Source organism: Methylophaga lonarensis MPL (assembly GCF_000349205.1).
Taxonomy (GTDB): Bacteria; Pseudomonadota; Gammaproteobacteria; order Nitrosococcales; family Methylophagaceae; genus Methylophaga; species Methylophaga lonarensis.
This window is the reverse complement of the sequence record NZ_APHR01000041.1, coordinates 1-14568: the sequence shown is the minus strand read 5'-3', so window position 1 is coordinate 14568 and position 14568 is coordinate 1. Positions and strand designations below refer to the sequence as shown.

At 48.7% G+C, this 14568-nt stretch carries 5 protein-coding genes, 1 tRNA gene and 1 pseudogene; all 7 read left to right on the top strand.

Annotated elements, in window-relative coordinates; translation table 11 throughout:
• On the top strand, positions 1 to 1280 hold a 1280-nt coding region (locus tag MPL1_RS08200), incomplete at its 5' end, for a putative bifunctional diguanylate cyclase/phosphodiesterase (protein ID WP_009726660.1).
• Positions 1281 to 1363: 83 nt separating this feature from the next.
• The gene (locus MPL1_RS13285) at positions 1364 to 4129 is read left to right on the top strand and encodes a sensor domain-containing diguanylate cyclase (RefSeq protein ID WP_009726659.1); all 2766 of its coding nucleotides are present in this window, start codon (positions 1364 to 1366) and stop codon (positions 4127 to 4129) included.
• Positions 4130 to 4375: 246 nt separating this feature from the next.
• Positions 4376 to 5262 (top strand): annotated as a pseudogene (locus tag MPL1_RS14470) (pyruvate, water dikinase regulatory protein).
• A 5-nt stretch (positions 5263 to 5267) separates the two neighbouring features.
• Positions 5268 to 7625, top strand: a complete 2358-nt coding sequence (gene ppsA / locus MPL1_RS08185) for a phosphoenolpyruvate synthase (protein ID WP_009726658.1) — start codon at positions 5268 to 5270, stop codon at positions 7623 to 7625.
• An 81-nt stretch (positions 7626 to 7706) separates the two neighbouring features.
• Positions 7707 to 7783: transfer RNA gene (locus tag MPL1_RS08180), tRNA-Pro, on the top strand.
• 323 nt (positions 7784 to 8106) lie between these two features.
• Positions 8107 to 9852, top strand: a complete 1746-nt coding sequence (locus MPL1_RS08175) for a ShlB/FhaC/HecB family hemolysin secretion/activation protein (RefSeq protein WP_009726657.1) — start codon at positions 8107 to 8109, stop codon at positions 9850 to 9852.
• Positions 9853 to 9894: 42 nt separating this feature from the next.
• Positions 9895 to 14568, top strand: a 4674-nt coding sequence (locus MPL1_RS08170) for a hemagglutinin repeat-containing protein (protein ID WP_009726656.1), incomplete at its 3' end; no start/stop codon positions are given.

Sequence of the window (14568 nt, the reverse complement as noted above, 5' to 3'; positions counted from 1 at the left end):
CGACATGGCGATGTTACGTGAGCGTGCAGAGCAAATCCTCGGCCAGCTTGATTAAACAATTCGCAGCCTGCCAGTACTGTTATTCGTTGATTCAGCTTGATAGATTCAAGTTTGTGAATGATTCACTTGGGCCAAGCTTTGGCGATGAGTTTCTCAAGCAATTAGCACAGCGAATTACGGCTTCTGTCATCCGTAACGCCATGGTTTGCCGTCAAGGCGGCGATGAATTCATCATTCTTGTGCCAGATTCAGACACTGAGAATGCAGCGCATATGGCCCGTGATTTACTTGAAATTATCTCGCAACCTGTTCAGGTAAACGGCCACCAACTGACCTTGACGGCGAGTATTGGCATCGCTCAGTTTCCGCAGGATGGAAAAAGCTTTGAGCTATTGCTCCAGGCAGCAGATGCCGCAGTGTTTCGAGCGAAACAGCAAGGTCGAAAAACCTTTCAGTTCTTTACCCGGCAAATGCAGGAACAAGCGCAACAGACCTTGCAAATTGAAAATGAGCTGCGCAGTGCAATAGAGCAAAAACAATTACTGTTGCACTATCAGCCTCAGGTCGATGCCAACACTGGCGCACTCATTGGTCTTGAAGCACTGATCCGTTGGCAGCATCCAGAGCGTGGCATGGTACCTCCTGGTCAGTTTATCCCCCTAGCTGAAGAAAGCGGTTTGATTGTTGAAATTGGTGATTGGGTGCTCGACGAAGCGGCACGACAGATCAGCCAGTGGCAGGCAGCTGGATTTAAAGTCGTGCCGGTGGCTGTGAACTTATCCGTCGAACAATTCAGGACACAAACGCTATTTGAGACCGTTCGAGATGTATTGAGACGATACAAGCTTGATCCAGCGCTGCTTGAATTGGAGCTGACGGAAGGTATCGCGATGGATAATACCGCGAATACGGTTCAACTGCTGCAACAGTTGCACAGTCTCGGCGTCACCTTATCGATTGATGATTTTGGTACCGGCTATTCATCATTGAATTATCTTAAGCGATTTCCTCTGCATAAATTGAAAATCGATCAGTCCTTTGTCAGGGATATCGGCCACAACACCGAAGATGAGGCGATTGTCGTAGCAATTATCGTAATGGCCAAAAGTCTTGGTTTCACGACCATTGCCGAAGGTGTAGAAACAATCCAGCAAATCGAGTTTCTCAGGCAGCAGCAATGCGAGCAGCTTCAGGGCTACTATTTTAGTAAACCAATGGCTGCCGATGAGGTAATGAATCTGATTACATCAAACAAAGGTGTTTTCAAACTTAAAGACTAGACAGGGAAGTATCAGGTAACAGATCGGGATCGGGCAGCGTGTTCAGGAATGACTTGAATTGAGTGCTGCCAGGATTAAGACACATGGACAAAAACACAATGCAATCGTTAATGAGGCAATACAGTCAGGCACTGATCATAGTGCTATTTACACTGATGACCGGCTTTGGCACCAGCTACGTGCTATATGACAAAGGTAAAGCATTGGCCAAGCAGCAACTGGAAGCCGAGTTTGAAATTGAATTTAGAGAACTCAAGGCTCGAGTCGTCAATAAAGTGAGCGCCTATCAACAAGTGTTGCGTGCAGCTCAAGGGCTGTTTGAAGCATCAGACGATGTCACCAGGGATGAGTTCAGGATTTTTGTCAGTAAACTCAAACTGGATCAGTTCTACCCTGGAATACAAGGGGTTGGACTGAGTAAGGTTGTGCCTGCTGACCGGATGCAGGATCACCTTGAGGCTATGCGAGCCGAGGGTTTTCCAGACTATGCCGTATTGCCTGAGGGCGAGCGGGAAATGTACACCGCGATTGTTTATCTGGAGCCTTTTACCGGAAAGAACATCAGGGCACTCGGTTTTGATATGTATTCTGAAGCCCGCCGTCGTGAAGCCATGCAAACCGCCAGAGACAGCGGAGAGCCGGTAATTTCGGGTCGGGTTAAATTGTTCCAGGATAGTGCCGATGCTCAGGATGTCGAGCAGATAACCGAAGCAGGCATTCTGATGTATTTGCCTTTGTATGATATTCCAGTGGAAGAACGATATTCGGTCACCGAGAGACGAGAGTCACTCAGAGGCTGGGTCTATGCGGTTTTTCGAGTCAAGGATTTGCTGAGAGGCGAGCTTGATCGATACAACGGAATGATGAAGCTGCGTATCTTTGACGGAGAAGAAGTTAACACCGATGAGCTGATGTATGGCGAGTCGACGCGATTGGAACGTGCAGTCTACACCGTACAGAGGACGATGGATGTGGCTGGCCGGAAGTGGCTGTTCAAGGCGGACAGCATGCCTGAATTTGAAGCGAAACTGGATTTACGTCTCGCCAACAGAAACGCCAGTGCCGCTGTGATTGTTACCTTGTTATTCGCCACCCTGTTTGGCTTTATCAGTGTCAGTCGGACCAATGCCATCATACGAGCAAGGGAAATGACCGAGGCCTTTAATCAAAGCCAGGAACGACTCAAGCTTGCCAATGATGCCGCACAAATCGGTATTTCAGACTGGTTAATCGGCAGTGACAGTGTTTTCTGGGACGAGGGCATGAATGAGCTTTATGAGTTGGGCACGTCCGAAACTGCTATTCCGGTGTCAAGCTGGCAATCCTTGGTACATAAAGATGACCGCCAGCGTGTACTTTCGGAATTGCGCGCAGTGATCGCCAATCCCCAGCACTCCAGATTCAATATGCAGTTCCGCATAAATACTCCATCAGGACAGAGAAAAATGCTCCGCTCGGTTGGGGAAATTCATCGACATGAAGGCCATGCCGGACGATTGATTGCCGTGAACTACGACATTACTGATGAGTGGCAATATCAGGTTCAGCTTGCAGAAACAGAAGCTCGCTGGCGGCATGCACTGGAAGGGGTTGGCGATGGCGTTTGGGATTGGTCAATTCCGGAGCATCGCGTTACTTTCAGTGCGCCACTCGCGCATATGCTTGGCTATACCACACAGGAATTCAGCCAAAACCCTGATGACTGGACTGCACGAGTCCATCCGGATGACCGTCCTGAGGTGCTACGCTCAATCTCTGCAATGTTGAGCAATGCCGAACCCAATTATCGCAGCGTCCATCGGCAACTTTGCAAGGATGGCCATTGGAAATGGCTCCTTGTCCGAGGGGTGGTCGTTGAATGGAACAGTAAGGGTAAGGCAATACGTGCAGTAGGCACACAAACCGATATGACGCAGCAAAAAACTCTTGAGCTGGCATTACTGCAGAGTGAAGCTCAGTTCCGGGATGCCTTTGAAACTGCCCCAATTGGTATGGCTCTGGTCGGACTGCATGGGGAGTGGATTGATGTTAACCACGCGCTGTGTCAGATTCTGGGCTACAGCGAGAGCGAGCTATTGCAACGAACCTTCATGGAGTTGACGCATCCAGATGACCTCGGCCTCGACCTTGAGCAAGTGCGTCGTCTGATCTCGGGCGAAATTAGACATTACCAAATGGAAAAACGCTATCTCACCAAGTCTGGTGATGTGATTTATGCCTTGTTGAGCGTATCCCTGGTGAGAAACAGTGAAGGTCAGCCGGTGCATTTTGTCAGTCAAATCGAAGATATCAGCGCGCGTAAACAGGAAGAGGAACGTATCAGAACGCTGGCGTTTTACGATGTATTGACCGGTCTGCCAAACCGGCGATTATTTGAAGAACGTTTGCGCTACAACTTCATTCGATCCCGGCGTGACAAGCAACCATTTGCATTGATGTTTGTGGATTTGGATCATTTCAAAGCCATCAACGATACACATGGCCACGATGCTGGAGATGAAGTCATCAAATATGCCGCACGGCAAATGCTGAAAGGCCTGCGCGCATCAGACACCCTGAGTCGCTTTGGAGGCGATGAGTTTGTGGTATTGCTGTCTGAGGTCAAAGATGCCAATACCGCAGTTAAAGTGGCGCAGCATCTTGGTCAGCTGGTAGCAGAAACATTTTCTCTCGGCGATTTGCAGTTCAATTTGACGATGAGCGTCGGTGTTGCCATGTATCAACCGCCTGCAGATGAAGATATTCAGTCCTTGATGAAAAAAGCCGACACTGCGCTGTATCAAGTCAAAGCGGCTGGACGTAACGGTGTGGCGCTGTTTGAAGGTACGGACCCGCAGGCAGCGCAATAAATTTCTGAGTAATTAGGGCATTGGAGTACTGCTGAGACAGCATCTATGTCCGGTCGTTAAAGCTTTGGCATTGTCTTGCGAGCAAGCTTTTGCTGTACAACTGCAAGTGTGATTGACCTGCTTGCTGATTTTCGCACACAAATGTGACAAAATTATGCGCTTTTCGGCCAGATGGCTATTTGTTAGAGGTAACAGAGACATAAATTTTTGTTGATCAACGGCATCGTTTCAGCACATCATTAGCGGATGAGCGACATCTCAGAAAACACCAGCAATGAAGTTCGAAACGTTTTTTTCGTCTCTGATGAGACGGGGTTAACCGCGGAATCCTATGGAAAGTGCCTGTTGGCGCAGTTTCCAAATATTGAATTTGAAACCGTGACTTTGTCGTTCATTGATACCCCGGAAAAAGTCGAAGACGCGCGCGATCAGATCAATGCAGTCAGTGCTAAATCAAAATATCAGCCTTTGATCTTCAGCACACTTGTTCAAGACGAGTCCCAGTACATACTGGAGAGCTGTGACGGTTATGTAATTAGCCTGTTTCACGGTTTTATCGGGGCAATGGAAAATTTTTTTGGGATGGAATCATCGCGTAAGGGCGTTTCGCGGATTACGATCAGCGATACCACTTATCAGCGGCGATTGGATGCCATTGATTACTCTCTGACTCATGATGATGGCGTTAGACTGATCAATATGAAGAAGCTGATGTGATTCTTGCAGGAGTGTCACGTTGTGGTAAAACACCGACCAGTTTGTATCTGGCGATGAACTTTTCATTAAAAGTGGCGAATTATCCTTTGACACCCGAAGATTTCGAAGCTGAGCAATTACCTGAATACCTCAGAATTCATCAGCATAAATTGGCAGGCTTGACCATAAAACCTGTGCCGTTGAGTCGGATACGTCGACAGCGACGACCGGACAGTGATTATTCGTCGCTGGAAATCTGTCAGGCTGAACTCAGTAAGGCCATGGCGATGTTCGAGAAGGTGAACATCCCGGTATTTGACACCACAAACACCTCAATCGAAGAAATATCCAGTCGTGTGGTACGTTCGCTGGGACTTGCTCGTGAGCGTATTCGAGAGTCGACCATCACGTTTAACAATTTCAAAAAACCAAGGTAGTAGTCATGACCGAATATGTTATTTCCCTAGATAAGCTGTGCATGGAAGATGTACCCAGAGTAGGCGGTAAAAACGCCTCTCTTGGTGAAATGCTACAAAATCTTGCACCACTTGGTGTTTCCGTGCCCGGTGGCTTTGCCACTACCGCTGATGCTTACAGGGAGTTTCTGTTACACGACGGCCTGCAGGAAAAAATCAACGACAAATTACGTGACCTGGACGTCGATGATGTCGTAGCACTGCGTCAAACAGGCCAGCAGATCCGTGACTGGATCATGACCATACCTTTTCCTGAAAAGATGGAAGCAGCCATTGATGAAGCCTTCCTCGCTCTGGAGAAAGAGTACGGCACAGAAACCAGCTGGGCGGTTCGCTCATCGGCTACAGCAGAAGATTTACCGGATGCCTCATTTGCAGGTCAGCAAGAAACCTTCCTGAATGTTTCAGGCCTGGATAACATCAAATTCGCGATTCGTGAGGTATTTGCTTCACTGTTTAACGACCGTGCGATTGCCTATCGTGAGCATCAGGGGTTTGAACACAGCGAAGTCGCGCTGTCAGCGGGCATCCAAAAAATGATTCGTTCTGATCTGGCCAGCGCCGGTGTGGCATTTTCACTGGATACCGAGAGTGGTTTCCGTGAAGTTGTATTTGTCACTGGCAGCTATGGTCTGGGTGAAATGGTCGTGCAAGGCGCGGTGAACCCGGACGAATTTTATGTGCACAAAAAGACATTAGAAGCAGGTCGTCCTTCAGTGCTGCGCCGTACCGTTGGCCAAAAAGCGCTGAAAATGGTCTATTCAGGTGATAGCAAATCACCCGTAAAAACGGTCGATGTTGATGAGGCTGATCGCTTACATTTCTGCCTGACAGATGCCGAAGTCGAAGCGCTGTCGAAAATGGTTATGACAATCGAACAGCACTACCAGCGTCCGATGGATGTTGAATGGGCCAAAGATGGTAATGATGGCCGCATTTACATTGTTCAAGCACGTCCGGAAACCGTTCAAAGCCAGAGCAAAAACGTCACTGAACAATTTATTCTGAAAGAACAGGGCACCGTCATGGCGACCGGCCGTGCGATTGGCCGCAAGATTGGACAGGGTAGAGTGCGCCTGTTGAACAGCCTGGAGCAGATGGATCAATTCCAGCCTGGTGACGTGCTGCTCACCGATATGACAGATCCTGACTGGGAGCCCATTATGAAACGGGCTTCGGCAATTGTAACCAACCGTGGTGGACGAACCTGTCATGCGGCAATCATTGCACGTGAGCTCGGCATTCCAGCCGTTGTTGGTTGTGGCGACGCCACAGAAAAGGTTAAAGAAGGCGATCAAGTCACCGTCTCATGTGCTCAAGGCGATGTTGGTGAAATTTTCAATGGTCTGCTTGAGTTCGAGCACCGCATCGAATCACTGGACGACATGCCAGAATTACCGGTGAAAATCATGATGAACGTTGGTAATCCGGATCGGGCATTCAGCTTTGCCCAATTACCGCACAAAGGTGTGGGGTTGGCACGCCTGGAATTCATTATCAACAACATGATCGGCATTCACCCTAAAGCGCTGATGAACCCATCACAGATGGATGCAGATATTCAGCAGATCATCAAAGAGCGTACTACTGCGTATGGTGACCCGGTTGAGTTCTACATCAGCCGAATCGCAGAAGGTGTTTCAACCATCGCCGCAGCGTTTTATCCTGAAAACGTTATTGTGCGGATGTCAGACTTCAAATCAAACGAATATGCCAACCTGATTGGTGGCACTCAGTTTGAACCGCATGAAGAAAACCCGATGATTGGTTTCCGTGGTGCTTCACGCTACAGCTCAGAAGATTTTGCTGAATGCTTCAAGCTTGAAATCGAAGCCATGAAGCGGGTACGCGACGAAATGGGCCTGACCAATGTTCAACTGATGATTCCATTTGTACGTACGCTGGCCGAGGCAGAATCCGTAGTCAATCTGCTCAAGGAAAATGGTCTGGAACGCGGTAAGAATGATCTGAAGCTGATCATGATGTGTGAACTGCCTTCCAATGCCGTGCTGGCCAAGGAGTTCCTCGAGTACTTCGATGGCTTCTCAATCGGCTCGAATGACATGACGCAACTGACACTGGGGCTGGATCGTGACTCAGCCTTGGTTGCTGCTTCGTTTGATGAACGTAATCCAGCCGTACTTGCTATGCTGGAAATGGCAATCAAAGCCTGTCGTGATGCTGATAAATATGTCGGTATCTGTGGCCAGGGCCCATCAGATCATCCTGATTTTGCAGAATGGTTGCTGGATCGCGGAATCAGCAGCATCTCGCTGAACCCAGACACCGTAGTAACAACCTGGCAGCGACTGGCAAAACACTAGTAGAGCAAGGCTGCGACATCTGTTAAGATGTCGCACTTTCTAGGCCAGTGACATCATCACAGCGGCTTAAAACAATTATGTCGGGGCATGGCGCAGCCTGGTAGCGCACTTGCATGGGGTGCAAGGGGTCGTAGGTTCAAATCCTACTGTCCCGACCAATTAAAACAAACACTTAAAGGTCTTTCCAGTATCTGGCAAGGCCTTTTTTTGTGCCCGATAAATAGCGATATCAGCCAATGGGTAGCCTTGCTCAAACCAGTTGACAGACAAACTCAAACTGCCATGCTCCAAGTCTGATTTCTCAACCGACAGATAATCCAGTCAAACGTCTAGCAGAGGCTTGTTTGTTTGCATTTCTTCATATCAAACCTAGGTTTCATGAAGTTACTCACAATTTTCTGGTATCGATTTTGATTTTCATTGCCAGGTGACTGTGCTTGAACTAATATCTTCGCACCAAAACGGATTTTAAGAAGCAACAATGGATTATCGTCACGGAAGACGACCACGCTATTTCAGCATAGCTGTGTCTGTTATATGGAGTTTATACGCGCTTGCAAGTCACGCAGATGTTGCGGTGATAGACCGGGCCGCTCAAGAGCAGCAGTTGCAACAAGAGCGCGAGCGACAGCTCCGAAATCAGCAAGAAATCTCACCAGATGTGCGTATCCCAACGCCGGACTCCCTGCCAGAAAACCTTGTCTATCCAGACAGCGAATCTCCCTGCTTTCCCATCAATAGCATCACACTGGTAGGCGAAAGCTCGGCAGAATTTCAGTTTGCCTTGTCCAGTGTCATGGATGGTGAAGCGTCAGCTATAGACCGTTGCCTTGGCGCACAGGGCATCAACGTCGTGATGAGTCTTATCCAGAACGCTATCATCGCACGGGGCTATGTCACGACCCGTGTACTGGCTGCGCCACAAGATCTTAATTCGGGTGCGTTAACCCTGACGGTCATCCCCGGCAAGGTACGAAAAATTCAGTTTGCAGAGGGTGTGACAAAAAGGGCGACCCGATGGAACGCCATTCCGATTAAACGGGGCGATATTCTCAACCTCCGAGACATTGAGCAAGGCCTGGAAAACTTTAAACGCGTACCTACTGTAGATGTTGATATCCAGATCGAACCTGCAGAAGGACCTGAGGCACAGCCCGGTGAAAGTGATGTTTTGATTCAATATCAGCAGCGCTTTCCATTTCGAGTGACCTTCAGTGCAGATGATGCCGGATTTGACTCCACCGGCAAATATCAAGGCGGCGTTACCGTGTCAGGTGACAACCTGCTCATGCTCAATGATTTGTTCTACATGAATTACAACCGTGATCTGGGCGGCGGCGAATCAGGTAAACGTGGATCAGACGGCCAGACGATTCACTACTCGCTGCCTTTCGGATACTGGTTATTCAGTACCACAGCATCCAGTTACGACTACTATCAGGCGGTTTCGGGCATTAATCAGTCCTACGTCTATAGCGGTCGCAGCAAGACTTCGGATATTAAAGCCAGTCGATTGATCTATCGGGATGCCATTAACAAAACCTATGTTTCCCTGAGAGGTTTTTTCAGAAAGTCATCCAACTATATCGACGACACCGAAATTGAGGTGCAGAGACGTCGCACCGCAGGCTGGGAACTTGGCTTCAGCCAAACATGGTATCTCGGGCGTTCAGTCCTGGATTACAACCTGGCTTTTAAGCGTGGCACAGGTGCATTCAACGCGCTCAGGGCACCTGAAGAAGCTTTCGGTGAAGGTACTTCACGCATGGAGATTTTGACCGCTGATTTGGCGTTCAATCTGCCGTTCAATATTAGCCTGCCATGGGGCGAACAAGCACTGTATTACTCCTCAAAGCTGCGTGCGCAATATAACTTCACACCCTTAACCGCTCAGGATCGTTTTTCTATTGGCAACCGATACACCGTTCGCGGTTTTGATGGTCAATGGTCCTTAAGTGCTGACAGAGGCTGGTTTGTACGTAACGAGTTGAGTGCACTGATTTATCAGTCAGGACAGGCGGTATATGTGGGGCTGGATTACGGTGAAGTCAGTGGTCCATCCAGTCATTTGTTATTGGGCAGGCAGTTAGCCGGAGCCGTTGTCGGCCTCAGAGGTGGGTATGGCGGTTTTAGTTATGACGTTTTTGTCGGACAAGCACTCAAGAAACCCAAAGGATTTCAAACCGCCAGTACGACGACAGGTTTCAATTTGAATTTGACCTTCTGATTGAAGCTTCGCTGAATCATCTGCGATAAGGGACTAAAAACGATGAACAAAAATAAATTCAGGGTTGTTTTTAACAAAGCGCGTGGCTTGATGATGGTCGTTGCTGAAAATGCCGGAAGTCATTCATCAAAGAGCAGACAAGCGGTATCTACAAGCACCTGTCCGGATAACAAGATTCAGCCTCGTTTGTTATTGCTTCCCATACTGGTTGTAAGTGGCCTTATCATGATGAGCCGTGTCGTCAGTGCCGACATCATTGCTGATCCATCGGCACCCGCTAATCAGAGACCCATTATTTTTGAAACAGCAAACGGGTTACCGTTGGTGAATATTCAGACGCCGAGTGCTGCGGGTGTTTCGCGTAACAGTTATCAGCAGTTCGATGTGAAATCACAAGGTGCGATCCTCAACAACAGCAATAACAATACTCAGACCCAACTTGGTGGCTGGGTTCAGGGTAATCCAAATCTTGCTGCCGGCACTGCTAAAGTGATTTTGAACGAAGTGAACAGTCATCATCCCAGTTATCTGAATGGTTATATCGAGGTGGCTGGCAGTCGTGCTCAGGTGGTGATTGCCAATCCGGCTGGCATCAGCTGTAGCGGTTGCGGTTTTATTAATGCCAATCGTGCCACGCTGACGACCGGCACTCCCATCATCAACAGCGGCAGTCTGATCGGCTATCGAGTCGGCGGCGGAAGTATTAACTTTCTGGGAAGTGGGCTGGATACTTCTCAATCCAACTTTACTGATGTGATCGCGCAAGCAGTCAATGTCAATGCCGGTATCTGGGCCAACTCGCTCAATATCACCACCGGCCTGAATCAAGTCAATGTCGATAAGCTTGGCAATCAAACCCATGTCAGTCCCATCGATGCAGCGCCAGATTCTGCCCCGGCATTTGCTGTCGATGTCGCAGCTTTGGGCGGTATGTACGCTGGCAAGATACACATGATAGGAACGGAAGCTGGCCTTGGCGTTAGAAATGCCGGTGATATCGGTGCAAGTGCAGGCGATGTGATTATCACGGCGGATGGCATGTTACAAAATGCCGGGACTATCAGCGCGACAAGCGATATCCAGCTCGATGTCATAGCTATGGAAAGTGATGGCAGCATCAGGGCAGACACTGACATTAGCATCAATCTGGTTGCAGATTATTTGCATACCGGTGAGCTTCAGGCGGGTAGACATCTTGATTTACAAACCAGTGGTGATATCACCAATCAATCCACTATTCTGGCAAGTCAATCGCTACAGCTTGCTGCAAACAATATCGACAATACCCACAATGGTGAAATAGCAGGCCATCACACACACATCTCGGTGGCGGACACACTTGTTAACCGGGGCCTGATGGATGGTGTGCAAACACAGATCCATGCAGAGACGCTTATCAATCACGAAACAGGCAGTATTTTTGCCGATCAGTTAGCCATTCAGGTTGCTCAGCTTGTAAATGATGCGGGGGCGGTAATTGCAGCACGTGACGGTCTGGATATCGGTGCCGAGACGATTGAAAATCTTGAAGATAGTCTGATATTCAGTGCGGGTGATTTGGCCATTGCAGGTCGTCTGGATAATGGCGGTCAAGCTGTTGGAAGTGCAGATCTACTCATCAATGAGGGCTCAACCATAGAAGCCTTGGGTGACCTGAAATTATCCGTTGCCGAATTACAGAATCTGAATGCCAATCTGGTGACGGAGCTTGTGCAAATTGGCTCAGCCAGCTTTAACCTTTTTACGCCAAGAGATACCAGTGTAATTTTGAATGCCGCCGACTATCCTGGTGCACGAATTGGAGATGAGAGCATTTCCTGGCGTACCGCAGGTAACTATACCTTTAGAGAATATCATCGTTATCTGGGCACCACCGTGACACGAGAAACTCGGGTAATTGATTCCGCACCTGGCCAGATTTTCTCTGGCGGTGATATGACGATTGAGGGTGCCATTCTCAACAGTGATAGCCAGATCATTGCTGGCGGTGCGCTTGATGTCACGGGCGCCAGTTTGCAAAACCTGAATACGCAAGGTGAGATCAGGGCACGCTCCAGTGGTCATGTCTACTATTATGATTATGACGGCAGCGGCAGTGGATTCAAGTATAGGATTAAGCACCTCGGCCCATATAACCCTGCTGATGTTGTCACCACGTTTAATTTATCCACCACTGAGTTTGCACAACACACGTCAGTCACTGGAAGTGGTACCAGTGTAGAAGCAGCGACGGTGCCAGTCGCTACCAATAGCCTGTTTCAGCCCAGTCCAGATATTGCCGCCGCTTATTTGATTGAAACCAATCCGCGCTTTGCCAATTATCGCAGCTGGTTGAGTTCAGACTACATGATGCAGCAACTGGCATTTGATCCGGCTACTACCCAGAAACGATTAGGTGATGGCTTTTACGAGCAACGTTTGGTGCGTGAACAAGTTGCCCAATTGACAGGGCGAAGATTTCTGGATGGACATGCCAGTGATGAAGCGCAATACCAGGCTTTGATGACTTCAGCACTGACGCAAGTCGAAGCCTTGCAACTTATCCCCGGGGTGGCACTTTCCGCCGAACAGGTGGCCCAGCTCACCAGTGATATTGTCTGGCTGGTGGAACAAACTGTCACACTCGCAGATGGCACAACCACTCAAGCCCTGGTTCCACAAGTGTATATCAGACCTCAATCAGAAGATTTGCAGCCAAGCACCGGTATGATGGCAGGCAACACGGTCACCATGAATGTCACGGATGATTTAGTGAATGAAGGCACCATTGCAGGTCGCACGTTGATGGCACTGAGTGCTGAGAACATCAACAACCTGGGTGGTCAGATGGTGGCAGAGACAACAGTGTTACAAGCTGACAACGATATCAACATTATTGGCGGTCAAGTGAGCGCCGCTGATGTAATGTGGTTGGAAGCTGGCAATGACATTACACTTCAAACGACGACACAGAGCAGTTCGCAGCGTGTCGGAGCCAACCGCTTCAGTCGGACCAATATCGACCGTGTTGCCGGACTTTATGTCAGCAATCCCGATGCCGTCCTGATTGCGACAGCAGGCAACGACGTTAACCTGATGGCCGCCAGTATCGTCAATCAAGGCGAAGCGGCCAGCACACAGATTAACGCCGGAGAAAACATCACGCTTGGCACAGTACAGGTTGCTCAGCAGAACAGCAGCGTTCGCAATGCCAGAAATTATGTCAGTCATGGTGGTATACAGGACGTCGGTACGTTCATTAACTCGACAGGTGATATTGCCTTCAACGCAGGTAATGATTTTACGGCAACGGCAGCCACTATCAACAGCAATGCCGGTGCAATTAGTATCACCGCAACGCAGGCTATCAACATTCAAGAAGGTCGGGAAACCAGCAACTTCGACTCCGCACGCAGAGTAAGGAGAAGCAGTACCTTCAGCAGCAAAACAACAACTGAACGAAACATCTTTGAGTCGGATAGCAGCATCAGTAGTACCCTGAGTGGCGATACGGTAACGCTTCAATCAGGCAACGAACTGAATATTCGTGGCAGCAACGTAATCAGTGATAGCGGCACAACTTTAACCGCAGGTGGTGATGTTAACATCACCGCCGCCAGTAACAGCGCTTATGAATATCATGAACGAAAAACCAGAAGGAGTGGCCTCAGTGCCACCAGCACCAGCATCTCTCTGGGTAGCAGCCAACTTAGCACTAAACAAACGTCCGACAGCACCTACCTCACTGGAAGTACGGTGGGCAGTGTCGAAGGCGATGTCACCATTCAGAGTGGCAGCACCTACACCCAACAAGCCAGTGATGTAATTGCCCCACAAGGCAATATCGATATCAGCGCCCAACAGGTCAATATCATTGCCGGACAAAACACCCGTGATAGCAGTCAAGAGACTAAGTTTAAGCAAAGTGGTTTTACGCTTTCCGCACAAAGTAAAGTTCTTAATATTGCACAGAATGTTGTAGATACTGCCCAGGCGACGTTAGAAAGCGAAGGTAGTCGCAATAAATCACTCAACGCATTACAAACTTATGCAAACAGGGCGAAACTTATAGAAGAAAGCCAAGGCACAGTGGATGCCATAAAAGCAGGAAATATAAAGGACACAGTCACTTCTGCAGGCGTCAGAGTTAGCGTCAGTGTTGGCAGCAGTAAAAGTGAAAGCTCCAGTCTCTCTAGCTTAACTAACAACCAAGGCAGTTTAGTGAAGGCAGGTGGTGATATCACTATCACAGCAACGCAGGATGATTTGACTGTAGTTGGAAGTCAGATTTCTGCTGATAAAAACCTCTCACTTGATGCCGCACGAAATATGAACTTGATTGCTAGTGCGGATAGAGAAACCAATCAAAGCAAAAACAAATCCAGCAGCACCAGTATGGGCGTGTCTATTGGAGTAGGCGGGGAGGGCACAGGTTTAAGTTTTGATCTGGCAGCCAGTCGAGGAAAAGGCAACGCGAATAGCGATAGTCTCATTTACAACAATACTCAGGTGTCTGCCGGAGAAGTGTTGGCATTGAATTCCGGCAAAGACACAAATTTGATTGGTGCCAATGCCAGCGGTAAACAAGTGATTGTTGACGTCGCGGGTGACCTTAACATCGAAAGTGTCCAAGATACAGCGACCAGCAAAGCAAATCAAAATAACACGGGTATCAGCGCCAGCATGCCTATCGGAGCTGAAATTCCAAGCGTCAGCATAAGCAACAGTAAACAAAAA

What these genes read in the sequence shown, in the direction of transcription:
- MPL1_RS13285 (WP_009726659.1), top strand. Translation starts at nt 1,364, where the DNA reads ATGGACAAAAACACAATGCAATCGTTAATGAGGCAATACAGTCAGGCA.
- ppsA (WP_009726658.1), top strand. Translation starts at nt 5,268, where the DNA reads ATGACCGAATATGTTATTTCCCTAGATAAGCTGTGCATGGAAGATGTA.
- MPL1_RS08175 (WP_009726657.1), top strand. Translation starts at nt 8,107, where the DNA reads ATGGATTATCGTCACGGAAGACGACCACGCTATTTCAGCATAGCTGTG.